This window comes from Kosakonia sp. SOY2 (assembly GCF_027109175.1).
In the GTDB taxonomy this organism is placed as follows: Bacteria; Pseudomonadota; Gammaproteobacteria; order Enterobacterales; family Enterobacteriaceae; genus Kosakonia.
In genome coordinates this window covers 232,718-257,371 of record NZ_JAPVXH010000002.1, presented here as the reverse complement: position 1 = coordinate 257,371, position 24,654 = coordinate 232,718, and the positions used below count along the sequence as shown (strand labels likewise).

25 protein-coding genes are annotated in these 24,654 nt (G+C 53.1%); 9 read left to right on the top strand and 16 right to left on the bottom strand.

Features of this window, described 5'->3' with window-relative positions:
• Window positions 1-153: 153 nt before the first annotated feature.
• Window positions 154-1,710 carry an MFS transporter gene (locus tag O3S68_RS14135; protein WP_269231766.1) on the bottom strand — a complete coding sequence of 519 codons (1,557 nt, stop codon included), beginning with the start codon at window positions 1,708-1,710 and terminating at the stop codon, window positions 154-156.
• 423 nt (window positions 1,711-2,133) lie between these two features.
• On the bottom strand, window positions 2,134-2,301 hold the full coding sequence (locus O3S68_RS14130) for a hypothetical protein (protein ID WP_020455223.1): 168 nt from the start codon (window positions 2,299-2,301) through the stop codon (window positions 2,134-2,136).
• 165 nt (window positions 2,302-2,466) lie between these two features.
• Between O3S68_RS14130 and O3S68_RS14125 the strand changes: the two genes are divergently transcribed.
• A complete protein-coding gene (locus tag O3S68_RS14125; RefSeq protein WP_269231765.1) occupies window positions 2,467-3,159 on the top strand; it encodes a class I SAM-dependent methyltransferase in 693 nt (230 codons plus the stop codon).
• A gap of 4 nt (window positions 3,160-3,163) precedes the next feature.
• Here the strand turns inward: O3S68_RS14125 and O3S68_RS14120 are convergent, their stop codons facing one another.
• The 4 genes from O3S68_RS14120 to budA form a co-directional block, all read right to left on the bottom strand.
• Window positions 3,164-3,931: a class I SAM-dependent methyltransferase gene (locus tag O3S68_RS14120; RefSeq protein ID WP_269231764.1), complete on the bottom strand. Its 768-nt coding sequence runs from the start codon at window positions 3,929-3,931 to the stop codon at window positions 3,164-3,166.
• 130 nt (window positions 3,932-4,061) lie between these two features.
• Entirely contained in the window at window positions 4,062-4,832 is a 771-nt protein-coding gene (locus O3S68_RS14115; RefSeq protein WP_269232019.1) for a (S)-acetoin forming diacetyl reductase, read from the bottom strand.
• A gap of 16 nt (window positions 4,833-4,848) precedes the next feature.
• Complete coding sequence (gene alsS, locus O3S68_RS14110; RefSeq protein ID WP_269232018.1) at window positions 4,849-6,528, bottom strand: acetolactate synthase AlsS; 1,680 nt, start codon at window positions 6,526-6,528, stop codon at window positions 4,849-4,851.
• 22 nt (window positions 6,529-6,550) lie between these two features.
• On the bottom strand, window positions 6,551-7,330 hold the full coding sequence (budA, locus tag O3S68_RS14105; protein ID WP_269231763.1) for an acetolactate decarboxylase: 780 nt from the start codon (window positions 7,328-7,330) through the stop codon (window positions 6,551-6,553).
• A 107-nt stretch (window positions 7,331-7,437) separates the two neighbouring features.
• Here budA and O3S68_RS14100 point away from each other — a divergent pair, with 107 nt between their 5' ends.
• A complete protein-coding gene (locus O3S68_RS14100; RefSeq protein WP_269231762.1) occupies window positions 7,438-8,310 on the top strand; it encodes a LysR family transcriptional regulator in 873 nt (290 codons plus the stop codon).
• A gap of 31 nt (window positions 8,311-8,341) precedes the next feature.
• On the opposite strand, the gene O3S68_RS14095 is transcribed toward O3S68_RS14100, so the two are convergent.
• Genes O3S68_RS14095 through O3S68_RS14085 form a run of 3 tightly spaced genes read right to left on the bottom strand, consistent with a single transcriptional unit; the run spans window position 8,342 to window position 9,403 of the window.
• Entirely contained in the window at window positions 8,342-8,698 is a 357-nt protein-coding gene (locus O3S68_RS14095) for a DUF1971 domain-containing protein (protein ID WP_020455230.1), read from the bottom strand.
• Window positions 8,699-8,721: 23 nt separating this feature from the next.
• Window positions 8,722-9,060: a DUF1869 domain-containing protein gene (locus O3S68_RS14090; protein ID WP_269231761.1), complete on the bottom strand. Its 339-nt coding sequence runs from the start codon at window positions 9,058-9,060 to the stop codon at window positions 8,722-8,724.
• Between the two features lie 10 nt (window positions 9,061-9,070).
• A complete protein-coding gene (locus tag O3S68_RS14085) occupies window positions 9,071-9,403 on the bottom strand; it encodes a DUF1971 domain-containing protein (RefSeq protein ID WP_045512182.1) in 333 nt (110 codons plus the stop codon).
• A gap of 210 nt (window positions 9,404-9,613) precedes the next feature.
• Between O3S68_RS14085 and O3S68_RS14080 the strand changes: the two genes are divergently transcribed.
• The gene (locus O3S68_RS14080) at window positions 9,614-10,201 is read left to right on the top strand and encodes a flavin reductase family protein (protein ID WP_269231760.1); all 588 of its coding nucleotides are present in this window, start codon (window positions 9,614-9,616) and stop codon (window positions 10,199-10,201) included.
• 38 nt (window positions 10,202-10,239) lie between these two features.
• Here the strand turns inward: O3S68_RS14080 and O3S68_RS14075 are convergent, their stop codons facing one another.
• From O3S68_RS14075 to O3S68_RS14055, 5 genes are all read right to left on the bottom strand, one after another.
• A complete protein-coding gene (locus O3S68_RS14075; RefSeq protein ID WP_269231759.1) occupies window positions 10,240-11,328 on the bottom strand; it encodes a pectinesterase family protein in 1,089 nt (362 codons plus the stop codon).
• A gap of 10 nt (window positions 11,329-11,338) precedes the next feature.
• The gene (locus tag O3S68_RS14070) at window positions 11,339-12,922 is read right to left on the bottom strand and encodes a rhamnogalacturonan acetylesterase (RefSeq protein WP_269231758.1); all 1,584 of its coding nucleotides are present in this window, start codon (window positions 12,920-12,922) and stop codon (window positions 11,339-11,341) included.
• 238 nt (window positions 12,923-13,160) lie between these two features.
• Window positions 13,161-14,195, bottom strand: coding sequence for an ABC transporter ATP-binding protein (locus tag O3S68_RS14065; RefSeq protein WP_020455237.1), 1,035 nt, complete (start codon window positions 14,193-14,195; stop codon window positions 13,161-13,163).
• A gap of 1 nt (window position 14,196) precedes the next feature.
• On the bottom strand, window positions 14,197-15,771 hold the full coding sequence (locus O3S68_RS14060) for an ABC transporter permease (protein WP_269231757.1): 1,575 nt from the start codon (window positions 15,769-15,771) through the stop codon (window positions 14,197-14,199).
• Between the two features lie 21 nt (window positions 15,772-15,792).
• Window positions 15,793-16,809: an iron ABC transporter substrate-binding protein gene (locus O3S68_RS14055; RefSeq protein ID WP_097406074.1), complete on the bottom strand. Its 1,017-nt coding sequence runs from the start codon at window positions 16,807-16,809 to the stop codon at window positions 15,793-15,795.
• Window positions 16,810-17,150: 341 nt separating this feature from the next.
• On the opposite strand from O3S68_RS14055, the gene O3S68_RS14050 reads away from it, so the two are divergent.
• A complete protein-coding gene (locus tag O3S68_RS14050; protein ID WP_269231756.1) occupies window positions 17,151-17,378 on the top strand; it encodes a hypothetical protein in 228 nt (75 codons plus the stop codon).
• Between the two features lie 311 nt (window positions 17,379-17,689).
• Window positions 17,690-19,879 carry a TonB-dependent siderophore receptor gene (locus tag O3S68_RS14045; RefSeq protein ID WP_269231755.1) on the top strand — a complete coding sequence of 730 codons (2,190 nt, stop codon included), beginning with the start codon at window positions 17,690-17,692 and terminating at the stop codon, window positions 19,877-19,879.
• A gap of 284 nt (window positions 19,880-20,163) precedes the next feature.
• Here the strand turns inward: O3S68_RS14045 and O3S68_RS14040 are convergent, their stop codons facing one another.
• A complete protein-coding gene (locus tag O3S68_RS14040; RefSeq protein ID WP_269231754.1) occupies window positions 20,164-20,643 on the bottom strand; it encodes a hypothetical protein in 480 nt (159 codons plus the stop codon).
• 436 nt (window positions 20,644-21,079) lie between these two features.
• On the opposite strand from O3S68_RS14040, the gene O3S68_RS14035 reads away from it, so the two are divergent.
• From O3S68_RS14035 to fucR, 4 genes are all read left to right on the top strand, one after another.
• A complete protein-coding gene (locus O3S68_RS14035; protein WP_269231753.1) occupies window positions 21,080-21,637 on the top strand; it encodes a DsbA family protein in 558 nt (185 codons plus the stop codon).
• Window positions 21,638-21,703: 66 nt separating this feature from the next.
• The gene (gene yghU, locus O3S68_RS14030) at window positions 21,704-22,567 is read left to right on the top strand and encodes a glutathione-dependent disulfide-bond oxidoreductase (protein ID WP_020455244.1); all 864 of its coding nucleotides are present in this window, start codon (window positions 21,704-21,706) and stop codon (window positions 22,565-22,567) included.
• Window positions 22,568-22,699: 132 nt separating this feature from the next.
• Window positions 22,700-23,686, top strand: a complete 987-nt coding sequence (locus O3S68_RS14025; protein WP_045512155.1) for a sensor domain-containing diguanylate cyclase — start codon at window positions 22,700-22,702, stop codon at window positions 23,684-23,686.
• Window positions 23,683-24,405: an L-fucose operon activator gene (fucR, locus tag O3S68_RS14020; RefSeq protein WP_045512152.1), complete on the top strand. Its 723-nt coding sequence runs from the start codon at window positions 23,683-23,685 to the stop codon at window positions 24,403-24,405. The genes O3S68_RS14025 and fucR overlap by 4 nt, the downstream gene beginning before the upstream one ends.
• Here fucR and hybG read toward each other — a convergent pair.
• On the bottom strand, window positions 24,396-24,650 hold the full coding sequence (gene hybG, locus O3S68_RS14015) for a hydrogenase maturation factor HybG (protein ID WP_017457498.1): 255 nt from the start codon (window positions 24,648-24,650) through the stop codon (window positions 24,396-24,398). The genes fucR and hybG overlap by 10 nt on opposite strands.
• Window positions 24,651-24,654 lie beyond the last annotated feature (4 nt).

The window sequence follows — 24,654 nt, the reverse complement described above, 5'->3', positions numbered from 1 at the left end:
ACATTATGTAAGTTATTTTTTCTACCCGCTAAATTACCCGCACCGAGAATTTTCCGCTGACTCAAAACGATATTGCTTCATCAATGAATGACTTTGAAAAATAGCCAATCCGTTTTTAAAGACATCAGCACAATATATAGCGAAAAATTAATCTTATTTCGGCATATAACTTTTACTTAATCCGGCAGTGGATATCACCTCACCGTCTACTGTTGCATCAGTCCAAAGCGTGTCGTAACGGTAACCTGTCAAATCTTCGACAACTTTACGTGCTTCAGGCGTCACACTCTGTTTATTTCCGTTAGCTTTCAGGCGGTCAAGTTCATCGACAAAAATACGGTGCGTGCGCTTATTGAGATGGAAGGTCAGCGCTTGCCACATTGCCACCAGCAGAAGCCCGGCGGTGCCGATAAACAGCAGCATCACAATGGTAGTGATTGCTTCCTGAGGCTGTTGCAGACTGCCTTTCACAAAACCGCCGCTCTGCAATAGCAACCCCACGGCAAAGGTTGCAATTGCTACCGTAGTTTTACGTGAAAACGTCATCACAGCAGCAAATAGCCCTTCGCGGCGTTGACGCGTAACCATTTCGTCAATGTCAGGAATAAACGGGAACACGTTCCAAGGCGTGAATTCCAGAACGCAGCGCCCAACCTGGTAAAACCCGGCAAGGATAACCAGCAGCACCACTTTGTTTTCCGGGGGGAATTGATACACCAGGAAGAAACCGCCCAGGCACAGCAACATCATGCTGTAGGCAAAAACATAAAGCCGGGATGGGCCATATTTAATAATGGCGAAGCCCGCGGCGAGCGTTACCGGCAGCCCGACGATGCTCATCGACAGCAAGGTTCCTGCCAGAGAAGACGAGACATGCAAACAATAGACACAGAAAAAGACAAACACCGTGTTATAAATGTCTTTCGCCGTGAAAGAGAAAAGATAAATAGCCAGATGCTTGCGGAACGCACGAATTTTCAGCGTCGAGGCATAATCCTTAAATAACTTAATCACGCCGGTGAGTGTTTGCGCCGCATTGCCAGTTTGACTTTTTTTCTCCATCTCCTGCATCATTTCTGGTGTGATTTCTCGCTCCCAGCTTACTTTCCAGGAAATAAATACACAGACCATAAACAACACAGCAAAGACCACACCGTTAATCAAATAAGCATCGGCGTTTTTTTCACCCAGCCAGCCAATTAGCACACCGGGGATAAAGGTCGCGAGAAACGTGCCGGACGCAGAAAGAAACATGCGGCAAGTGGAAAGCTTGGTGCGATCGTTAAAATCTTTGGTCATTTCCGAGGGCAATGTTTCCCACGGGATTAAGACCATGGCAGCAATAATTTCAAACGCCAGGTAAACGGCAAGATAAAACCAAAAATTCATGCCATTAAGCCATAACAAAATATAAACCAGCATCAGCGGCGCGCCGATAAGCAAAAAGAAACGGCGGCGGCCAAATTTCTTGCCTAAAAAATTCTTATAAAAATGATCGGTAAAACTGCCCATAAACAGGCTCACGATAGCATCAACAATCCTTGCAATCGCGACAATGGACGCCGCCTGAATCGGTGATAAACCGACAAAGGTGGTGTAATAAAATAGCAGCCAGGCACCAATTACCGTAAAAGCGCCACCGCCCATTATGTCTGTCATGCCATAACCAATGCTGACAGGAATCGTCACTTTTCTGTTTTTACGGGTCATATCCCCCCCCCCGCAACTGCTCAGCTTTATAAGCCTCTCAGGCTGTAAATGTTCTTTATTTATCATGGACATAAAAACTCCACAGAGAATTATTTGTGCCAGAACGGCTCCGCTAATAACGGCCGCCTGTTGCCACCGGAAAACATCGCAGCCTTCACGTTATATCCCTTGGGGAATTTATGTCTACTACCATACAAGTTGAATTGTCGAAAATGTGACCTCAGGCATAAGCCAGAAAAAATCGCCTTCGTAAATTCTAAAAAAGTGAGAAATGGGATCGAAAGAACAGTTAAAAAAATACACTTGTGAAGTGACGAAAATCCTGCGCAGCGCAAACAAAAAACCCGTCTGATATCAGGCGGGTTTTACGCTTCAGCGCACAGTTCATTCCAGTAGCTATAGCGCATCACCAGGTGAAAGCGCTCATTTTTCATCGTAAATCCATACAGAAGGATGATAATCAAGACCATAAAGCAGGCCGAACGGGATCAGCAGCGCAACATGGCGCCCCGAGTCATATTCCCCCTCTTCTGTCTGTAATGGCAGCGTCGGGGTAAGGCGATTAAGCCACTGTTGCAGCAATGTCTTCATCAGCGCGTTCTCCAGCAAAGGTTGACGAGCTCAGTTAAACGCAAAGCGCGCCATAACCAAAACGATCATTTTTGCACTGGTTTGCCGAAAAACGCATTTGGCTTGCGCCATCCCATTTCATGTAATATTTTAAGTTACATGATCGGCAGCTATCCCGGAGATAACGTGGCGCAGAATACGAACGACATTTTTAACAGCGAATTCTCGCGCCAGTACGATGCTTACAACGAGCGGCTGGGCGAAATAGCCAATAATCTGCACCTGCTTATCTCTTTGTTGCTGAAAAAAATGCCGCATCAAGCGCGAATTCTCTGTGTTGGTGTCGGCACCGGCAGCGAAATCATCCGCCTTGCGCAGCACCATCCACAATGGCGCTTTACCGGCATTGATCCCTCGCCGGATATGCTCGCAGTCTGCCAGCAAAAGCTCGACCAGGCGGGCATTGCCGACCGCTGTGCGTTGCATGAAGGTTATCTTAATGAGCTTCCCGCCAGCGGCGATTATGATGCGGTACTCTGTCTGCTGGTGACTCACTTTATTCAACATCCGCAGCGCGATGGCATCTATTCACAAATGGCGAGCCAGTTAAAACACGGTGGACGTGTGATCACGGCGGAAATCGCCGGAGACATGCACAGCCCGGCGTTTGATGAACAGCTCGAAGTGTGGACAACCATGCACGAAACCGCCAGCCAGGCACCGCGCGATATGGCGGAAATCAAAGCGCAACTGTCGCAGCGTCTGCTGCTGTTGCCCGCAGAAACCACTGAAAAACTGATTGAACAGGCTGGTTTTACCCCGCCACAGCGCTTTTTCCAGTCGCTGCTGATCCATGGCTGGACGGCGCGCAAAAGCTGAGGTGTTACGCCTTGCGCGAACAGCAGGCAATGTAGTTTAACTGGCGGCGATTTGCGCGGAAAAAGCGGAACATGCCTAGAAAACGCGTCCGGTTATCACGTGTGCGTAAGCCATTAAAAACTATGCGCAGTGCACGCGCGAAACCTTCATCACGGATCAGCCCAACGGGCGACATCAACGACATTGCCCCGTGGCGCGTATCTACCGCGGCAAAGCCATTGTCGATAAACAATGTTTTCCATGCCGCTTCTGTCAGCGGGCTGACATTCGATTTCACTACCTGCTCCAGTTGTGACTGGTTATCTGTCGTCAGCCCGCTGCGCATAAACATAATGTCGTGCGTCAATAAACGGCCGCCGGGTTTCAGCACGCGATAATATTCGCTGATGAGTTTTGCTTTCGCTTTGTCCACATACATGGTCAGCATTGCTTCGTTAATCACCACATCAAAGGTGTTATCGTCGAACGGCAGCTTATTCGCATTGGCTTCGCTAAGATGTATAGAGTTGTCGAGACCGGCAGAAATCACATTTTGCCGCGCCTGTGCGAGCGCGTTTTTATCCATGTCGATGGCGTCGACCATGCAGCCAAAACGCTGCACCAGTTCAATCGCGGTGGTGCCCATATTGCAGGCGACTTCCAGCACCCGGCTCTGCTCATTTAGCGGTACCTGGCTAAACAACCATTCGGTTGCTTCCACCCCGCCGGGGCGCAAACGCGTTTTCCCGAGGCTCGCCAAAAAGGTATGCCCTGCTTTATCACTGTCGGCCATCGGACTCTCCTCACCATAACATGTATTTTGCATGCAACTTATCACAACTGTGTGGAGATGAGAATGACTTTCATCAACAAAAAAGCCCCTGCGTTGTCGCAAGGGCAAGGCTGTGTCCGAGCCATAAAAATTAGTTAAAGACCATACCGCCATCGATCAGCAAGGATTGACCGGTCATATAGTCGGAATCCGGCCCGGCGAGGTACGAGACGCAGGCGGCAACGTCTTCTGGTTCCGAAAGACGCCCAAGCGTAATGCGTTTGGCAAACTCCTCCGTGCCATACCCCAACGGTTTACCGGCCGCTTCCGAGACCTGGCGGTCAATCTCCGCCCACATCGGTGTTTTCACGATGCCCGGGCAGTAGCCATTAACGGTAATGCCAAGCGGCGCGAGATCCCGCGCGGCGGTTTGCGTGAGCCCCCGTACGGCGAACTTGCTGGAACTGTACACGGCCAGTTCCGGGTTGCCGACATGCCCGGCTTGTGAACAGGCGTTGATAATTTTGCCGCCGTGTTTTTCCGCTTTGAAGGCTTTTACCGCTGCCTGGATACCCCAAATCACGCCTTTTATGTTGATGTTATAAACCTTATCCACCACTTCTGGCGTGATGGACTCAATCGGTGTCGAAGGCGCAACACCGGCGTTATTCACAATCACGTCAAACCCGTTCAGTTTGGTTCTGGCCTCCTCTACCGCCGCAAACACTTTGTCGCGGTCAGAGACATCCACCGTCACCGCAATCGCGCTGCCATTGCTGCTATTAATTTCGTCAGCCACCGCTTTTGCCGTTGCGGCGTTGTAATCGGCCACAGCGACGGCAAAGCCATCTTTCGCCAGACGCAACGCAATGGCTTTACCAATTCCCTGACCCGCTCCGGTCACAAATGCAACTTTTTTCATCATATCTCCTTGGTTTTCAAAGAATCTGGCTAAGATTGAGCTGGCCCATCAGCAGCGGGTTATCGCTGTAATCTACCGGGATGGCGACCACCGCCGGGCCGTCCGTATCCATTGCCGCACGCAGCGTGGGTTCCAGTTCTGCCGTGCTTTCGACCGCGAACCCTTTAGCGCCAAACGCTTCGGCATAGGCTTTAAAATCGACCGGACCAAAATTAACGCCAGAAAGGCGCTGGTATTTTTTCTCTTCCTGAATGGCCACCATGTTGTAGGCGTTATCGACCCAGATGATATGCAGCACATTCGCCCCGAGGCGCACAGCGGTTTCCAGCTCCATGCTCGATTGTAAAAAGCCACCATCGCCGGAAACCGACACCACTTTGCGGCCCGGGTTGACCAGCCAGGCGCCAATCGCCCATGGCAGCGCAACGCCCATGGTTTGCTGACCGTTGGAAATCATCACCTGACGGGCGCGGAAGCTATAGAGATAGCGCGCAATCCAGATATGGAAACTGCCCATATCGACGGTCAGTGTGACGTCGTTATTCACGATGTCCTGCATCGCCCGCACAATACGCAGCGGGTGAATAGCGAACTGGCAGAGCTGTGCGCCCTTACGGCTGAGCAGTTCCCGCTGGTTGCGGCGCTCAATCAGGATCTCTGAGGCGCGCGGCGTGAGGATCAGCGGTTTTTCGATTTTCGCGGCCAGTTTGTCGAGCGTGCTGGCAATGTCGCCAATCAGTTCGCAATCCGGCACGTAATTGCGTTCTTCATAAGCAGGAAGCACATCGATATGGACCAGTTTCGCGTCACCGGTGTTCCACATTGATGGCTCATATTCCACCGGGCTGTAACCAATACAGATAATCAGATCCGCCAGGTGCAGCAGCCGATCCCCGGCCTGGTTATTAAATAACCCCACACGTCCGGCAAAGCGGGTGAAATGTTGCTGATTAACCGCGCCTGCCGCCTGATACGTGCTGGTAACCGGAATATGGCTTTTTTCCAGCAACTGATGCAGCGCCGAAATATTCTCTTCACGGCTTGCCATCAGCCCGAGCAAAAACACCGGGTTTTGCGCCTGCGCGATAAGTTTCGCCACCTCGTCAATCGCCGCATCCGGCGCAGCACCTAACTGCGGCACACCGCTGGCGGGCAAGATAGTGCCGCTCGCCGGTTGGTCGGCAATATCTTGCGGCAGGCTGACAAACGCACTGCCCGGCCGCCCCTGCTCGGCGGCGCGAAATGCATTAGATACCACTTCGGCAATCGCGTCGGAGGAGGTTATCTCTACCGCATATTTAGTGACGGGGTTAAACATCGCCACCGTGTCCATGCTCTGGTGCACCAGCTTGGCTTTATCCGCGCGTTTCACCGCGCCGCCCAGCGCCACCACCGGGTCGCCTTCGCTGTTGGCGGTCGCCATACCGGTAATCAAATTGGAACAGCCGGGGCCGGAAGTGACCAGCGCGACGCCAGCTTTACCGGTGATACGCCCGACCGCCGCCGCCATAAATGCCGCGTTCGCTTCGTGGCGCACCGGAATAGTTTGAATGGTTGAATCAAGAAGCGAATCAAACACTTTGTCAATTTTGGCACCAGGAATGCCAAACACATGTTTCACTCCCTGCGCTTCCAGTTGTGCCACCACCATATCCGCACCGTGCGACCATTGATGTTTACGGTTTTCTTTGTTCATCATTTACTCCTTTAAATGGCTCTCAGCTCTCAACCGAACGGATGGCAGCATCCAGATTATCCGGGTGTAAATTCGCGCGAAGAAACGCCGCGTCTGCAGGCAGGTCGATCATCAAATGGTGGATTTCTCCAAATGTCAGCGTGCCGCTTTCAAGCTGGTAATCCAGCAGGTGTCCGCCGCCGTGACGATCGTCCGTAATAAAGTGCTCGTGATAGCCGGCCACATTAATGCCCTGCATATGCTGGGGTGTGCGGAACCCGACCAGCACGCCATCGCGCCCGTTAAAACGGAACACCGGTTGATCATCAAGCACATCGGTCATAGCGCGATAAGGCGGCGTCTGGCGTGGAACGGTGCGAGTGTGTGCATGGCGAAAATGGCCATCAATACGCAGCGCGCAGAAAATGTTATCGGAGGGGATCGCTTTATCGATGATGTCGTGCAGTTGCTGGCGGCTGGCTGGTTTGTCGAGCTCAACGCGATGCTGCGGTTTAAACCAGGTCATTACCGCGAACGGCGTTTTTTGCTGTGGGCTAGCCTCACGGGCACTGCCATCAGCACGCAACTGGTAAACCTCACTGTTGAACGCAATTAATTCGCCATCCAGCTCGTTAAAGGTGCCAAGACCAAAATCACCGTGATTAAGTAAATCCTCAATCGTGGTATTTCCTTCATAAACACCGCTTAATAGCGCACTCATTAGCGATGTTTGATATATCACACATTCTGGGCGAGTTTCTGAAAAGGCACGAAATGTTTCCTGTAGACTTTCCTCGCAAGAACAACCGGTTAGATGACTCATTATCCTTTACCTCGCTGAGCAGTCGTTTAGAAAAGCTGATTAATTATTGACGCGATTCAGCGATAGATTCCAATATACAAAGCATCAGGGTTTGAGATGTTTTTAATATGGAACTCCGTTATCTACGCTATTTTGTTGCCGTTGCGCAGACGCAACATTTCACCCGTGCCGCAGAAATGCTGGGCATGTCGCAACCGCCATTAAGTCAGCAAATTCGTCGTCTTGAGCAGGAAGTGGGCACGCCGCTTTTTTACCGGCAAACTCGCGGCGTTGAGCTCACCGAAGCGGGTGAAGCGTTTTATGAAGATGCCTGCCAAATCATCGCGTTGAGCGATGCGGCAATGGAAAAAGCGAAAGGAATTGCGCGGGGAATTAATGGAAAATTATACCTTGGCGTGACCAGCTCCAATGCGTTTCACACGCAGATTTTTTCCGCGCTTCGCCAGTTTCAGCAAAGCTATCCGCAAGTGGTGCTGTATCAAAAAGAGGACAATATGGCGACGCTGATGCAGGAGCTGGAAGAGGGGCTGATTGATGTCGCCTTTGTGCGCCTGCCGTGCGAAAACAGCAAAATGTTCAACCTGAAATTGATCGATGAAGAGCCGATGGTGCTGGCGTTACACCGTTCGCATCCGCTTGCCGCGAAAGCAGATATCTCGCTTAACGAATTGCAGCAAACACCGTGCATTATCTTCCCTCAGCAGGTCGCACCGGGTCTGTATGAACTGGTGTACAACGCCTGTCTGCGCGCGGGTATTGATATGGAAAATCAGCAACAAGCGTCGCAGTTCTCCTCTTCGCTGAGCATGGTGGCCGCGGGTTTCGGTTTCGCCATCGTTCCGCAATCCATGGCCTGTTTCAGCCACCCGCAAGTGACATTTCACCGGATGGCGGAACAGACATTAAAAACGGATGTGGCGCTGGCGTGGCGCAAGTTCGAGCGATCGCCTGCTGTAAAACGGTTTATTGAGAACTTTTAAAAACGCCCGCCGCAAAGCGGGCGTGAACTGTTTAGCTGCGATGGGTATTCACAACCTGGCCAATCCCCTTCCCTTCCAGCGCTTCGTTGGGGTCGGCAAAGAAATCGATATTGAAGTAGGTGTCATCGGTTAACAGTTCAATATGGTGCCAGTATTGCGGCGGGCTAATGCCAAAATGCCCGGCTTCAATCACCACTTCCACTTCCGGCGTGGTGTCATGCTCACTGGCAAAACCAAAATATTTCACGGCCCCCTGCATCACCGACAAACGACCATAGACCCCTTTTTTGGTGTTGTGATGGGTGAGCAGCGCCTGTGGAACCGTCTCTTTCGTCCAGAAAGGCGTTGAGCGGGTATGACGGAAATGAACAGGAATTTGATGCGCCATAATACCTCCTGAGACCGCTTCGATTACCAGCCGCACACGTTAGTTTCTTCGTCCGATTCATAGCCGCGAACGATATTAATCAACTCTTTCACCGCGTCTGCGGCATTAAGCGGATCTTTCAGCTCATTAAGCGAGGAAAACTCTTTATCCACTGAAACCCCGTTATTATTGTTAGTCACCGTCAGGATAATTTCACTGGAACTTTCTTTAGCGTCAGTAAGACCCGCAATCAGTTCCGCAACCGCCTGTACAGCAACATCAGGAACATATAACGACATTGGCTTGAGATAGACCTTTTCCTGTGTCTCATTGTTAGCACGGTTAGAAACTGCTAAAGAATAACCTTTGTTTTCAGTCGTCATCAGAATTACCTCAGCCTTCAATCAAAATTTTCGGGTCAACATAGAAATCGACGCTAAATATCGTATCGTCGCTTAATGCTTCAATGTTGTGCCATTTTTCCGGCGGGAAAACGCCAAATTCACCGGCATTAATCGTTAATGTCTCTACCGGTTGCGGGCTGGTTTCATCGGCGTAACCGTAATAGCGGATCGCCCCTTGCAGCACACTCAAACGCGGGTAGACGCCCTGCCGTGTTCCGGCGTCGAGATGGCGTTTCCAGATGGACGCCGGGGCGGTTTCTTTGGTCCAGAACGGCGTCGAACGGGTGTGGACATAGTTCGCGGGTATCGCAATTCGTTGCATGTTTCATCCTCTTTGTGTCTCAGCAAAGCAGGTTTGCCGGGAGGGGGAAAAGCATTTGTTGCATATGATATACCTGTTTTATAATTTGTGGACTACTTTTTTTAGGGGTTATTTCCGCTGAATTTTGTTACTCAGAAAGGGTTATTGATAAATACACCATGACGGGGGAAAAATGACAGATAATTATTTATAAGCAGGAATCAACGCGCAATGAAAAGCAAATCCAAACTCAATTCTTTTTATTATGGCTTTCCCGTTTTTTTAGTCACTACGCAAGATAAAGATGGCAACACAAATATTTCAGCGGCATCCTCCTCTATTTCTTTGGGTGAGAAACTGATTATTGGCATCAGCAAAGGCGGTAAAACCTACAATAATTTATTGGCCGGTTCAGACGCCGTGATCAATATTCCCGATCACACGCTTTGGGAAAAAGTGGAACAAATCGGCAAACTTACCGGCGGCGATAGCCTGTCGGAAAACCAAACCAAGTGGGGTGTTGAAATTTGCCACGATAAATTCACCAAAGCCGGGTTACACACAGAAGCCTCTGTCGATGTCGCGCCGCCGCGCGTTGCCGAGTGCCCAATCCAGGCGGAATGCCGCTTAGTTTCCACCAGCGATAAAGGCCGTTTTATGTTGGCTGAACTGGATATCGTGAACTTATGGGTTGAAAACGCGCTGTTAAATGAAAATGGCATTGTTAATTCAGGCAAATGGAAACCGCTGATTTTCAATTTCCGTGAATACACGACCGTTGGCGATACGCTCGGGTTTAACGTGAAATACGGCAACTGATCTTCATAAATTGCCCCCGCTCACGGGGGCATAATCCTTTACTCCAGCAGCGCGTTATCCCAGCCGCTGAACATCGCCGCCAGATTATATTGCGCGGCGTCCGCCTTGCTTAACTGGTATTTCGTACCGCCCTGCCCGGCGCCCGGACCACGGTTATCAAACTCATAAAAACGGCTGTCTTCCGGATAAAACCAGATCTTCTCCCCGGCTTTATCTTTGCCGGACATTTTATCCCAGCCGTAAATATGGTCGTCGATTTCGCAGTTGATAAACGCCGCCAGGCCAATGGCGTTCGGATCGGCATAGCGCCCGTCGCTGAATTGTGTTGTCGGATGCCACGGGCGACCCAGCGCGAAACTTTTCGCCGGAACGCCCGCTTCTTTGCTGAGCTTGCTGTTAATGATCAACAAGCCAAACTTCTCATCCGCCTGCGTCGCCGGCGCGGTGATATAGCCATACGGCGGGGCAATATCATTGCGGTTACGGGCGATAATCTCGCAGCGGTCAAACACCGCAATGCCGGGGCCAAAGATAAAGTCAACGTGCCCGCTCACTTCGCAATCGGTGAAATAACTGCGGCTTCCGCTCTTGCTGTAAAAGGTGTCCTGGTAACCTTCGAGCCGGACATGGCGGAAACGTGCTTTATCGACATTTTCCGACACCATCAGCGCCACCGCCTGCGTGTCTTTCAGCTTCTTCGCATCACCATCCGCCAGCGCGGCATTGGCCGGGAAATCAAAGCTATTGCGAATGGTCAGGTTCTCAATGGTCACGCCAGAGGCACGCACTTCCACCGTGCTGGTGCGCCCGGTGCCGAGCTTCTGTCCGTCACTGCCTAATGCACCGGCGGGCGTATTCGCTTCAATCTGCGTTTGCTCTTTGGATTGCCCCACCAGCGTGACCGGTTTTTCAATCACCAGCCGTTCGTTCCAGCGCCCCTCTTTGACCAGGATCCGCCACGGCGTACCGCTGTCAGGCGCGGCGGCCAGCGCCTGGCTGATGGTGGCGAACTCACCGGCTTGCGGCGCGGTGGAGACAATGGCGTTCCACTCGCTCGCCTGAGCGGAAACGCTGATACACGCCAGCAACAGCGCGGAATAGTGCAGTGAACAGTGCAGTGTTTTCATCGGTCTCTCCTTAGGGTTTTAGTTTGTCAGCAAGCGAGCTCAATTCAGGGGTCGTTCGGATTAGATCAGCTACCATCGATGCGACAGCTTCTGCACCTTGTTGCTGGAAATGGGTGGTATCAGGATTGCTGCGAATCCCGGAAGTTTGCGTTTTATACCAGGGGTAGCGCGGGTCGTTCACATCCACAGCCAGCCAGTAATCCATCCAGTCGCTGGCGTGAGCATTGGCGAAATCGATGGTCGCTTTTTCCAGATCAATAAGCGGCACATGGTTGCGTTGGGCGGTCTGTTTGATGGTGTCGATGTAGTTTCCGGCAAAGCGGTAACCCGGCTTTTTCACCGTGTAATGAGTGCTGACCACCACATCGTCGGCACCCTGCTGAAAAGCCGTTTTCCCGGCGCGGTTTTTTACCCGCGTGGTTGGTGTCAACAGCACCGGCGTCGCGCCCGCTGCACGCGCCAGCGTGATATAGCGCTCCAGCGAGTGCTGGAACGACAACAATGGTTCCCCCGGCGGAAACTGCGGATTGACGCTGGCATCATTGGGATAGGTGCAGAGGTTTTTCACGTCGGCCGCGCCGCGCACCGCTTTATCGCCATCGCAGTTTTGATCGTTATGACCATGGGCGATAAAAACATAGTCGCCAGGGCGCAAGTCACGCGCCATTTGCTGGTACCAGCCTTCGTTGTAGAAATCGCGGCTGGAGCGCCCGGAACGCGCACCGTTAAGCACCACAACGCCGCTGTCGGCGCGAAACACGTGCTGGAAAACTTGCCCCCAGCCCATGCGCGGTAAACGGGCGACTTCATAGGTAGCGGCGGTGGAGTCACTGACCAGCAAAATACGCGTTTTCGCGCTACTGATAGCCTGCCGGTCGCGTAGCGCACGCGGCAAATCTAACGGTTCCCACGGCCCGCTGTTCTGTAAACCGACAATCGGACGAAAGGCGCTGTCGGTCAGCACTGCCGCGCCCGCCTCGCCGCTGTTGTTGTCATAGTTGCGATTGTGGTTAATCACCGACAAAATCCGCGCCATACCGTTGCCGGTGCGAATGGGCGTCTGCACCGGATCGGCGGTTTGCGCATTCAGGCCAGATAAACGCAACGCGTCGGCCATGCCATGCCGAAAGTTAGCCAGCGGCCCGGCCAGCAAACCGGCATTCAGCTTGCTGTTATCACCGCGTTCAACCCACTGCTGCGGGCCGATATAGCCCAACTGACCGGCCACTTCGGAGACCAGCCTGTCGGTAAAGGGGGTGATATTAGCGGTATTACGACGCTCTTTTTGCAGCGTAATCCGTAGCGAGGCCATACAGCGCGCCCGCGGTTCATCGCTTCGCAAACACGACTCAGCGCCGCCCGTGCTCTGGGTGGTGGAAAGGGTTAACGGCGGTGTGAGGGCATCAACCGCCAGCGAATAGCGTCCATCGCTGCGCGTTTTGGTGGTAAGGCGCTTGCCTGAACTGTCGGTCACCGTTACCGGAGCGCCCGCCAGCGGCGCGTCGGCGAAAACCGCGCCTTCAAGTATCGTTGCCGCATTCGCCATCGCTGGCAGGCAACAAAACAGCACACTAAGTCCCAGAGGGTATTGCATGGATCATTCTCCTGAAACAGGTTCTCCCGGCAGGCTGCACCGGTGTAATCGCGCGTTTCTGTTTCTGGAAAATGTGGCCAAGAGTGAACGCCATCAGGCATTACGAGTCAACAAAGGCTTTATTTTTATGGCGATACAAAACGAAACGAAGTTTTACACATGTGAAAACATCGTTTTGAGATCGCTCTCAAGAATATGACAATTGATAAAAAAACCCGGCGTTAACCGGGCATTACATTCAGCGGGGGAATACGCGGGCGCTACCGTTAACCTGCAGATTCACTTTCATGCCAGGTCGCCAGTCCGGGCGGGTGATGGCTTGTAATGTCAGGCGTTCGCCGGTTTGCGAAAACAGCAGCGTCAATGACGAAAGGTATCCGGCAAAATCCATATCGATAATTTGTGCCTGCGGGTAGGTTTGATGCTCATCGCACGGCACCACACTTACCTGCTCCGGGCGCAACATAATGCGATGAGCGCCAGAAAGCGCCGGGTTATCCACCGCCACATCGCCAAGCAGGCAGTGCGCACGCCCTTGTGCCACATCAGCAGATAGAATCAGCGCATCACCCAAAAACAGCGCCGTCTCCTCATCAACCGGTTGCGAATAGACCGCGAACGGCGATCCCACCTGCGCAAAGCGGCCGTGGCGGATCACCACAATCTGGCTGGCGAAGGAGAGTGCTTCTTTCTGATCGTGAGTAACCAGAATGGATGCAACACCGGCTTCAGTCAGCAAATCCGCCGTGGCTTTACGCGTGGCGGCGCGCAGGCCAGTGTCCAGCGCCGAAAACGGTTCGTCGAGCAACATCAGCGCCGGTTTCTGCGCCAGCGCTCTGGCCAGTGCCACACGTTGCTGCTGACCACCGGAGATCTCATGCGGCCAGCGCGCCGCCAGCTTGCTGTCCAGCGACACCATCGCCATTAATTCATCGACACGGCGTTGCTTCTCGTGGCGCGAACCTTTAAGCCCCCAGGCAATGTTTTCGCCGACGCGAAGGTGCGGAAACAGCGCGCCTTCTTGCGGCACAAAGCCAATGTTGCGTTGGTGAGCCGGGACAAACTGGCCATCGCCAAACAAGGTTTTTCCCTGCAACTCAATACGCCCGCTGTCCGGCATTTCAAACCCGGCGATCAAACGCAACAGCGTGGTTTTCCCCGACCCGGACGGGCCGACAATCGCCGTGCGGCTACCCGCAGGAATCACCAGATTCACATCATCAAGCACGCGCGCGGCGGCAAAGCTTTTCGAAATTGTTGCCAGTTCTAACATCTTAAAGACCCGAAAGTTTTTGTGATTGCTTATACAGCAGGCCGGTCAACGGCAAAGAGATCAAAATCATCAGCAACGCATAAGGTGCCGCCGCCACGTAGTCGATCTCGCTGGTCAGCGCCCAGAACCCTGTGGCCAGCGTGCGCGTACCAAGCGGGGAAAGCAGCAGCGTGGCGGTCAGTTCCGTGCTCACACCCAGGAAGACTAATGCCGTCGCGGTGGAAGCACCCGGTGCAGCCAGCCGCAGCGTAACACTCACCAGCGCTCTGCCAGGCGAGGTGCCAAGGCTTTGCGCCACCTGCTCAAGCTCGACCGGCGCTTGCGCAATCCCGGCGCGTAAGTTGATTAATGCTCTGGGCATAAACATCAACAGCCAGGCGAGAAACAGCGTCACTTCGGTCTGGTAAATCGGGCGCGCGTAATGAATGGTCACGGTAACCAGCGCCAGCGCCACCACAATGCCGGGCAATGCGCTGGTGATGTAATTACAGCCTTCGAGAAAGCGAAATACGCGGCGCGGATGGCGCACCGAGAGCCACGCCGTCGGAATGGCGAACGCGGTGGTGATCAGCGCCCCGCAAACGGCCAGAAAAAGAGTCTGGCGCAGTGAAAGCCAGAGATCCGCGCGGTGCCAGTTATCGAACCCGCCGAGCCACAACCAGCGGCTGAGCACGGCAATCGGCGTACCGAATGACAGCGCCACCGTGCACGCCGCCAGCAATAACCCCAGCCCACAGCCCCAGCGCCCAAGTGCGCGGCGTTGTTGCTTGCGCGCTGACCCTGATCCCACCCGCGCATAGCGCGCTTTGCCGCGCGCCGCCGTCTCCAGCAGCAGCAACGCCAGGCAGCAGAGCGCCAGCACACCGGCGAGCATATTGGCGGCCGGGCCGCTGAAAGTTGACTGAAACTGATCGTAAATCGCGGTGGTGAAGGTATCGAAGCGGATCATCACAAACAGGCCATATTCCGCCAGCAAGTGCAGCGCCACCAGCAGCGCACCGCCACAAAGCGCCAGCCGGAGCTGGGGCAAGATCACGCGAAAGAAGATCCGCCACGGCGGGGTGCCAAGCGATGCCGCCACATCCTCAAGGCTGGGATCGAGGCGGCGCAACACCGCCGCGACCGGCATATAAATAAACGGAAAATAGGCCAGCACGGCGATAAACACCGCCGCGGGTAATCCATTAAACCCAGGCAAAACGCTCACCCAGGCATAGCTTTGTACAAACGCCGGGATCGCCAGTGGCGCAACCGCCAGCACGGCCCATATGCGCCGGCCGGGCAGCGACGTTCGTTCAGTGAGCCACGCCAGCGACGTGCCAAGCGCGACGCTGGCGGGTACAGCAAGTGCAATGAGCCAGAAGGTATTGACGAGCAACTCACCCACACGCGGGCGAAAAATGAGCGCCTGCACCGTCGCCCAGCCGGTATCAATACCGACACCGATGACAAAACCAACGGGCAGTAAGGCCAGTGCCGCGACAAAAAGGGCAAATACCACCAGCACCCGCGAAGGGCGATGCCGGGCGGCATGGCTGGCCGCATTGCTAGCCGCCGGGAGACTTAAACTGGACATCAGGCACTCTTTCCTGCGTGATTACAAAAGACCGGCTTCGGTCATTAACTCGCTGACTTTTTTGCTGTTAAGCGCAGAGGGTTCCACTTTCGGTGCGTCTAATTGCGCCAGCGGAACCAGTTTTTCGTTAGATGCCGCGCCTTCCCCTACTGCGTATTCAAACGCATTGTTGGTACGCAGCATTTCCTGGCCCTGCTTGCCGGTTATCCATTTGATAAACGCCTGCGCCTGTTTCTGGTGTTTGCTGGACGCTAAAACGCCGCCGCCAGAGATGCTGACGAACGCGCCCGGATCCTGATGTTTAAAGTAGTGAAGCTGGGTGTTTTTGCTGTTCTCGCCGGTTTTCGCCTGATCGACAAAGTAGTAGTAGTGATAAATCACGCCGCCGTCGATTTGTCCGGCATTGACCGCTTTCATCACCGTGCTGTTGCCTTTGTAAGGCACAAAGTTAGTTTTCATCGCTTTCAGCCAGTCCAGCGTGGCTTTTTCGCCTTTCAGGGTCAGCATCGCGCTGACAATGGCCTGAAAATCAGCGCCTGAAGGCGACGCCGCCCAGCGGCCTTTCCATTCCGGTTTGGCTAAATCCATGATCGACGCAGGTAATTGCGAGGCGGAGAGTTTCGCCGGGTTATAGACAAAAACAGTGCTGCGCGCGGCAATACCAATCCAGCGACCATGCGCCGGGCGGAACTGCGCCGGAACTTGTTTCAGCGTATCCGCATTGAGCGGCGCAAAAAGCCCGGCGTTGTCGACCAGCGTCATCGCCGGGGAGTTTTCCGTCAGAAACACATCCGCTGGCGAAACGTTGCCTTCCTGCACCAGTTGATTACCCAGCTCCGTATCGCCGCCGTTACGCAACGTGACTTTGATGCCGGTTTCTTTGGTGAATTCGTCGACCCAGGATTTGGTCAGGTTTTCGTGCTGCGCGTTATAGACCACGATACCGTCGTCGTTATCGGCGGCGAGCGCCGCGGGAGCAGCAAAAACTGAAGAGATGACCAGTGCAAGTGAACAGAGCGGCAAAAAGCGGTTCTTCATCATCATTCCTTTTAAATTATGTGTAACAGTCAGCACATACGAGCCGGGCTGGATTTTAATCGTAGCGGAAATGAAATGAGAATCAAAACTATTATCAGAAGAATGAGTTTGAAATTAAATATCATCAAAAATTAAAAAATGAATTAATCCACTAATTCACAATTGCAGGATACGCAGAAGATTAAGACAACCTTAACATCAGGTTAAATGTTTCATATATTATCAATCCAGCGAATCAGACAACCGTGGCTATCTTTTCCATGAATAACAAATTAACATCAGATTGAGTGGGTTTAATACCAAACATCGCAAAACAACCTGCACAGGTAAGACAAATTATTATGAAAAATAAAAAGATAGATACAATGGCAAAAGTGGCTATGCGCAGCAGGGGATTGTCTGTAAAAGAAAAGCGCGTGCGTTATCAGGGTAAGATATTTACCTTTAAATATGTTTCAGGCCACTATGAAATCTTTTTCGAAGGCGAAAAAGTGGACGCCATCGAAACAGATAACATCAATCAGGCGATTGCGGGTTTTAAAGAAAAACATAACAAAACGAAGCGCTAACCCCCGGTAAAATACCCTTTCACTTGCCGTAAACGCATCAAGCAATAAATACCAGCAACCTTATTATACCGGGCGGTATCGTTATCGAACCCGGTGCCCTCCCCGCCCTTTGTCTGTTCAGATTCACGTTCAAAAACCCTAAAAATATCATGGAAATCACCGGGTTATTCCAACATTTTTTTACACAAAGCGTTTACATGGTAACGATAATTCATATCATCTTGATAATCGCTATCAACAAATAGCGATATTGCTTGCGGCCGGGAGGATCAGCGCCGCCGTACTTCTGTTAAATCAGGATCACCATAACAATGAAATCTCGTTATCTTTGGGCATTAAATCCTTGTTTATTGATGATGTTTTCCGCTCACGCCTCGGCGGAAGGTCAAAAAGAAGAGACACTGGTGGTTGCCGCCAGCCGCGCAAACCACAGCGTTACGGATATGGCGCAAACCACCTGGGTCATTGAACAGGCTGAAATTGAGCAGCAGGTTCAGGGCGGAAAAGAGTTAAAAGAGGTGCTGGCGCAGCTAATTCCCGGGATGGACGTCAGCAGCCAGGGACGCACCAATTACGGCATGAATTTGCGCGGCCGTTCAATGATGGTGATGGTCGACGGCGTACGTCTGAACTCGTCCCGCAGCGATAGCCGCCAGCTCGATGCTATTGATCCGTTTAACATTGCGCGCATCGAAGCGATTTCCGGCGCGACATCGCTGTACGGCGGTGGCAGTACCGGCGGTTTAATCAATATCGTCACCAAAAAAGGCCAGCCGGAAACCGAGGTTGAGTTCCAGACCGGCACGAAAAGCGGTTTTAACAGCCATAACGATCACGACGAGAACATCGCGGCTGCGGTCAGCGGTGGTAACGATAACGCGTCGGGTCGCCTCTCGGTGGCGTACCAGCGCTATGGCGGCTGGTACGACGGCAAAGGCAATGAAGTGATCATTGATAACACGCAAACCGGTTTGCAGTACTCAGACCGCCTGGATGTAATGGGTACCGGCACGCTGAATATCGACGATCATCAGCAGTTACAGCTCACCACGCAGTATTACAAAAGCCAGTCTGACGGTAAGCACGGCCTTTTCCTTGGCGAAAACTTCTCGGCGGTGCGCGGCTCCGGCAACGCTTACAACAAAAGCAATCTTGATTCCGACCGCATCCCCGGCACCGAACGCCACTTAATTAACCTGCAATACGCCAACAGCGATTTCTGGGGCCAGGATTTACTGGCGCAGATTTACTACCGTGACGAAAGCCTGACCTATTATCCCTTCCCGACGCTTTCCGGCGGCTCGGTGACCAGCATTGGCGCATCGCAGCAAAAAACCGATTTCTACGGCGGCAAACTCACTCTCAACAGCAAACCGCTGGAAGATCTGACATTGACCTGGGGCGTGGACGCCGAACATGAAACGTTCGATGCCAACCAGCAATTTTTCAATCTCAGCAACGCCGCCGCCAGCGGTGGGATGAAACTGGATAACGCTTATAACGTCGGGCGCTATCCCGGCTACAGCATCACGAACCTCGCGCCGTTCCTGCAAAGCAGCTATGACATTGCGGCCATCACCCTGAGCGGTGGCGTGCGCTACCAGTACACGGAAAACAGAGTCGACGACTTTGTGGGCTACGCGCAGCAGCAAGCCATCGCCACCGGCAAGGCGACCTCGGCAGACGCGGTGCCAGGCGGCAAAACGGATTACAACAATCTGCTGTTCAACGCCGGCATCCTCGGTCATCTGAGCGAACGCCAGCAGGTGTGGTTTAATTTCTCGCAAGGCTTTGAAATCCCGGACCTGGCGAAATATTACGGTTCCGGCACCTACAAGCTCGAAAATGGCCACTACCGTCTGGTTAACAGCGTCAACGTGAACGATTCGAAGCTGGACGGCATTAAAGTGAATGCCTACGAGCTGGGCTGGCGCTTCACCGGCGATAGCCTGCGTACGCAGATCGCCGCGTACTACTCGCTTTCGGATAAAACCATCAACATCAACAAAAGCGACATGACCATCAATATTGAAGATGATCAGCGTCGTATTTACGGTGTGGAAGGTCAGGTCGATTACTTCTTTAGCAACAGCGAGTGGAGCACCGGTGCAAACTTTAACGCCATCAAGTCGCAAACCCGCGTCGATGGCAAGTGGCGGAAACTGACCGTGGATAGCGCCAGCCCGTCGAAAATGAGCGCGTGGGTCAACTGGGCGCCAGGCGACTGGACGTTACGCCTGCAAAGCACGCAGACCTTTGATCTTTCTGACGCCGATGGGAAACATATTGACGGGTACAACACCGTTGACCTGCTCAGCAGCTACCTTCTGCCCGTCGGTAAGTTGAGTTTTAGCGTTGAAAACCTGCTGGACGAAGATTACACCACCGCGTGGGGACAACGCGCACCGGGTTTATACAGCCCAACCTACGGCGCAGCGGGTTTATATACCTATAAAGGCCGCGGCCGTACGTTTGGCCTGAATTATTCCGTTCTGTTCTGATGAGATGTGCCGCCTGTATTTCAGGCGGCACATTGCGTTTTATTCATGCCCAATAAAACGCAAACAAGTCGATATCCTCAGCCATTATTTTGCTGAAAATATATCGTGCTATTTTTGCCTTAAGCCAAATAGATGACTGAGGCTATTCTATTTTCCGGTCAGCGAATGCGTAATATAAGATATATTGAATCAACAACCGCTAAATATAAGGCCCAGATATAGATACCGGATTACTACCGCTAACGTTAATACCCCTGAAATAAGACAGGTTTTACGGGAGATTTTTATTGCATATCCGTCGGTTCAGATTCGCCCGCCGTTATCTGCTCTTGCTGCACGACCGCTTTCGCGTCCTGTTTGTGTTGTTCAGCCACGCGTTTCTCTTTCTGTAACTGCGCGGCGGCTAACTCTTGTTGCGTTACTTTTTTACCCGAAAACGCATCAACCATTTCCGTTCTGCCGTCCGGATATTTAACAATGGTCACCAGCCGTCCGCCGAATTGCGGAATACCGGTCATCGCCAGTGAATAATCAATTTCATGATTTTCCACCTTTTTCTTTTCCTGAACCTGCTGCTCGGCTTTTATCTCGTTGCTGTGTTTGTGCTTTTCTGCGCGGCTGGAGAGCGTCACTTTGGTGCTCTCATCATGCGAAGCGCTATTTGCCGCGCCGTTATCCGTATGAGCCGCCGATTTATGGTTTGTGTTTTCTTTTGTTGTGGCAAGGTGCGGGCTTGCCTGAATCGCCTGAATCTCCTGCATCATTATCTCCGCTATCAATGACCAGATATTCCGCCAAATGACTCTGCCTGAGCCGAAAAAAAGATCCTCATAACGATTATCGACAGGCAAAAGAAACAGATTAATAACAAATAGCGCTGAAGCTGAATGATTTACATACAAAAATTAAATAAGCACGCGATATTTAATAAAACAATAATTTTACTTAAATCAGTTTGATATTAAAAAATATACGTTAAGTCAGGGCATATAATTAAAAGCAGAAGCGCCGCCCATTTTTATCACTAAATTTTAACAAACGAATGTCCATGTCAGCGCGCAACGTTTTAACACCCGCATCGGCAAAATAACGCAACCGCTTTACTGCTTAACCGCATCGGCGGCAAAGCGACTTTCCCCTGCCTGCGGCATGCTGCTACTCTTTGAAACGCGAAAAAATATAAAATATCAGGAGTGAAAAATGAGCCAACAACCGCTACATGCCGCCCCGCTCAGTTGGGGTCACGGCCCACGCACGTTCGAGGTATTTATCGAACCTACTTGCCCTTTTTCTGTACGCGCGCTTAACAAACTGGACGCGCTGCTACAACAGGTCGGCGAGGATAACGTCACGGTAAAAATCCGCCTGCAATCGCAGCCGTGGCACCTGTTTTCCGGGGTAATTGTCCGCTGCATCCTTGCGGCCTCGACGCTTGCAGATGGCAAAAACGCCGCGCACAAAGTACTGCAAGCGGTTGCCGATCATCGCGAAGAGTTTGAATTTACCGACCACTGCAGCGGCCCGAATATGCACGCCACGCCCCAGCAAATTATTGAACGCATCGAACAGTACAGCGGGGTGAAGCTGGCAGAGGCTTTTGCCCGCCCGGAACTGCAAACCGAGATCAAATGGCACAGCAAATACGCGCGCCAGAATGGCATCCATGTTTCGCCAACCTTTATGGTTAACGGGCTGGTGCAGGCCGACCTCGGTAGCGGCGACGATATCAACGTTTGGGCGCAGCGTATTCTCGCCTGAGGCGACTGCTACACTGCTTTGCAGGCGCTTAACTTCTTCAACACATCAACGAAAAGGCAGGCCAAAATGTCAGACAACTATCAGCCCCCCAAAGTCTGGACGTGGGATAAATCCGGCGGCGGCGCGTTTGCCAATATCAACCGCCCGGTTTCCGGCCCAACGCATGACAAAACATTGCCGGTCGGCAAACACCCGTTACAGCTCTATTCGCTCGGTACGCCGAACGGCCAGAAAGTGACCATCATGCTGGAAGAGTTACTGGCGAAAGGCGTCAGTGCCGCAGAGTACGACGCGTGGTTGATTCGCATCGGTGAAGGCGATCAATTCTCCAGCGGTTTTGTCGAGGTTAACCCGAACTCCAAAATCCCGGCGCTGCGCGACCACAGCACCACACCGCCGACGCGGGTGTTCGAATCCGGCGCGATCCTGCTCTATCTGGCGGAAAAATTCGGTCACTTCCTGCCAAAAGATCCGGCAAAACGCACTGAAACGCTGAACTGGCTGTTCTGGCTGCAAGGTTCCGCACCTTTCCTCGGCGGCGGTTTTGGCCACTTCTATAACTATGCGCCGGTGAAGATCGAGTACGCGATCAACCGCTTTACCATGGAAGCCAAACGCCAACTGGACGTGCTGGATAAGCAACTGGCACAGCACACATTTGTAGCCGGGGATGAGTACACCATCGCCGATATGGCCATCTGGCCGTGGTACGGCAACGTGGTGCTGGGCAATGTCTATAACGCGGCGGAATTCCTCGACGCGGGCAGCTACCAAAACGTCCAGCGCTGGGCGAAAGCGATTGCAGAGCGCCCGGCGGTGAAACGTGGGCGCATGGTTAACCGCACCTTCGGCGAGCCGAGTGAGCAACTGCACGAGCGCCACGACGCCAGCGATTTCGACACGCAAACTGAAGATAAACGCAACGCTTGATCTTGCCCACCGGGCGGCATTCCGCCCGGTTTCTCCCGCCTTTCTCCACACCTTCTGCTCTTTTTTTCACACCATATTTACATAACAGAAATAACTCGTAAGAATGCCTTTTATTTACCCGTAGCCCGCCAAATGTCTGAAAACGCGCTAAAACAGCAGATCCAGAATCTGAAGAAGCACAACGCCCGGCTGGTGCGGATCGCGCGCGATGCGCGCAATAAACTCAGCGCCGCGCTCGACGGCACCGGACTCTGTTTGTGGCAACTGGATGTGCCAAGCGGCAAGCTCATCATCTTTAACCGCCGCTGGGGAGCGATGCTTGGCTATCAGCCCAAAGCACTGAGCGCCCATTTTGATGTCTGGCGCGAACACCTGCATGAAGATGACCGGCAACGGGTGCTGGATGCGTTTTATGACCATTTGCACGGCAAAACCCCGTTTTACGAAGCGTTGCACCGCATGCAGCATAAAAATGGCACCGTGACCTGGGTGCTCGATCGCGGTCGCGTCACCGACCGGGACGCCAGCGGCGCGCCGCTGAAAGTGACCGGCACGCACATTGATATGACCAAAGAGAAGCAGTACGAAGAGCAACTGGCTCTGCTTGCAAACCACGATCCGCTGACCGGCCTCGCGAACCGCCACGCACTGTTGCAACACTTCGCTGAACTCAATCTCGCCGGGCCGCTGTGTGTGGCATTTATCGATCTCGATGATTTCAAAGCGGTAAACGATACGTTTGGTCACCGCAGCGGCGATGAGTTGCTGATCCAGCTCAGCCAGCGCCTGCGTGCTTCCTGTCCGGAGGGAACCGTCATCGGGCGGCTTGGCGGCGATGAATTTGTTCTGTTGCTGCCCTTTGCGCTCAACAGCCTGCTGATTAACAGCACAGCGCATAGCTGTTTGCGTGCCATTCTCAGCCCCTTCGAGCTGGATAATGGCGAGGCGTCGGTAGGCGCATCGATAGGCATTGATGAAGTGCAAGCCGGGGATGATTTCGTTAATGCGCTGATGCGTGCCGATCGCGCGATGTATCACATTAAGCACACCGGTAAAAACGGCGCGGCTATCGGCAAAATACTGATTTCGCTCTCGCCACGGCATGAGGAAACGCCATGAAGCACGCGCGCCAGCAAGCGATTCTGCAGCTTCTCACCAGCCAGCACAGCATCACAACCCAGGCGCTGGCGGCGCAGCTGAATGTCAGTATTGAAACCATTCGCCGCGATCTCAACGCGCTGCAAACGGCGGGGAAAATTGTGCGTCGCCACGGTCTGGCGCGTACATTGCACGCAGCATCGCATGATGGCGGGGAACCGTTTCGCACCCGGCTAAAAAGCCATTATGCGGATAAAGCCGACATCGCCCGCCACGCACTGAACTGGATAGAAGCCGGGATGACGCTGGCGCTGGACGCCAGCTCTACCTGTTTTCATCTGGCGCGGCAGTTACCGGATATCCCGTTGACGGTGCTGACTAACAGTCTGCCGGTGTGCCAGGAGATGGCGCGCCGCGAACAGATTGAACTTATCTGCTCGGGTGGCCGTCTGGCGCGCACGGAGCGCTGCTATGTGAACCCGGCTCTCGCAAGCCTTCTGAAATCGCTGGAGATTGATCTGTTTATCTTCTCCTGCGAAGGCGTGGATGCGCGCGGCGATATGTGGGATTCCACCCGCCACAATGCGGCGTTCAAAGCCCAGCTGTTACGCCGGGCACAGCAATCATTGCTGTTGATTGATAAGAGTAAATTCTATCGCGCCAGCGAAGCGAAGATCGGCAATCTGGCGCAGGTCACGCAGATGGTGACCGACGCGAACATCGACGCGCTTCAGCGCTGAGGGGCAAACGCTTCGATCTCCATGTTGCGCAACGCTTCCAGTGTTGCCAGCGCTTCGTGTTCATCAATCACGCTCATCGCGAAACCGACATGCACCAGCACCCATTGTCCCAGCAATTCACGCGGTGAATCCTCGCACACCAGCGCGATATTGACGTCGCGGCGCACGCCGCACACATCCACCTGCGCCAGTTGATGAAAATCGTCGCCAACGGCCACCACCTGCCCCGGTACGCCTATACACATCGTT

Coding starts and splice junctions, on each gene's coding strand:
- O3S68_RS14135 (WP_269231766.1), bottom strand. CDS start 1,710: ATGACCCGTAAAAACAGAAAAGTGACGATTCCTGTCAGCATTGGTTAT.
- O3S68_RS14130 (WP_020455223.1), bottom strand. CDS start 2,301: ATGAAGACATTGCTGCAACAGTGGCTTAATCGCCTTACCCCGACGCTG.
- O3S68_RS14120 (WP_269231764.1), bottom strand. CDS start 3,931: ATGGCCGACAGTGATAAAGCAGGGCATACCTTTTTGGCGAGCCTCGGG.
- O3S68_RS14115 (WP_269232019.1), bottom strand. CDS start 4,832: ATGAAAAAAGTTGCATTTGTGACCGGAGCGGGTCAGGGAATTGGTAAA.
- alsS (WP_269232018.1), bottom strand. CDS start 6,528: ATGAACAAAGAAAACCGTAAACATCAATGGTCGCACGGTGCGGATATG.
- budA (WP_269231763.1), bottom strand. CDS start 7,330: ATGAGTCATCTAACCGGTTGTTCTTGCGAGGAAAGTCTACAGGAAACA.
- O3S68_RS14100 (WP_269231762.1), top strand. CDS start 7,438: ATGGAACTCCGTTATCTACGCTATTTTGTTGCCGTTGCGCAGACGCAA.
- O3S68_RS14095 (WP_020455230.1), bottom strand. CDS start 8,698: ATGGCGCATCAAATTCCTGTTCATTTCCGTCATACCCGCTCAACGCCT.
- O3S68_RS14090 (WP_269231761.1), bottom strand. CDS start 9,060: ATGACGACTGAAAACAAAGGTTATTCTTTAGCAGTTTCTAACCGTGCT.
- O3S68_RS14085 (WP_045512182.1), bottom strand. CDS start 9,403: ATGCAACGAATTGCGATACCCGCGAACTATGTCCACACCCGTTCGACG.
- O3S68_RS14080 (WP_269231760.1), top strand. CDS start 9,614: ATGAAAAGCAAATCCAAACTCAATTCTTTTTATTATGGCTTTCCCGTT.
- O3S68_RS14075 (WP_269231759.1), bottom strand. CDS start 11,328: ATGAAAACACTGCACTGTTCACTGCACTATTCCGCGCTGTTGCTGGCG.
- O3S68_RS14070 (WP_269231758.1), bottom strand. CDS start 12,922: ATGCAATACCCTCTGGGACTTAGTGTGCTGTTTTGTTGCCTGCCAGCG.
- O3S68_RS14065 (WP_020455237.1), bottom strand. CDS start 14,195: ATGTTAGAACTGGCAACAATTTCGAAAAGCTTTGCCGCCGCGCGCGTG.
- O3S68_RS14060 (WP_269231757.1), bottom strand. CDS start 15,771: ATGTCCAGTTTAAGTCTCCCGGCGGCTAGCAATGCGGCCAGCCATGCC.
- O3S68_RS14055 (WP_097406074.1), bottom strand. CDS start 16,809: ATGAAGAACCGCTTTTTGCCGCTCTGTTCACTTGCACTGGTCATCTCT.
- O3S68_RS14050 (WP_269231756.1), top strand. CDS start 17,151: ATGAAAAATAAAAAGATAGATACAATGGCAAAAGTGGCTATGCGCAGC.
- O3S68_RS14045 (WP_269231755.1), top strand. CDS start 17,690: ATGAAATCTCGTTATCTTTGGGCATTAAATCCTTGTTTATTGATGATG.
- O3S68_RS14040 (WP_269231754.1), bottom strand. CDS start 20,643: ATGATGCAGGAGATTCAGGCGATTCAGGCAAGCCCGCACCTTGCCACA.
- O3S68_RS14035 (WP_269231753.1), top strand. CDS start 21,080: ATGAGCCAACAACCGCTACATGCCGCCCCGCTCAGTTGGGGTCACGGC.
- yghU (WP_020455244.1), top strand. CDS start 21,704: ATGTCAGACAACTATCAGCCCCCCAAAGTCTGGACGTGGGATAAATCC.
- O3S68_RS14025 (WP_045512155.1), top strand. CDS start 22,700: ATGTCTGAAAACGCGCTAAAACAGCAGATCCAGAATCTGAAGAAGCAC.
- fucR (WP_045512152.1), top strand. CDS start 23,683: ATGAAGCACGCGCGCCAGCAAGCGATTCTGCAGCTTCTCACCAGCCAG.
- hybG (WP_017457498.1), bottom strand. CDS start 24,650: ATGTGTATAGGCGTACCGGGGCAGGTGGTGGCCGTTGGCGACGATTTT.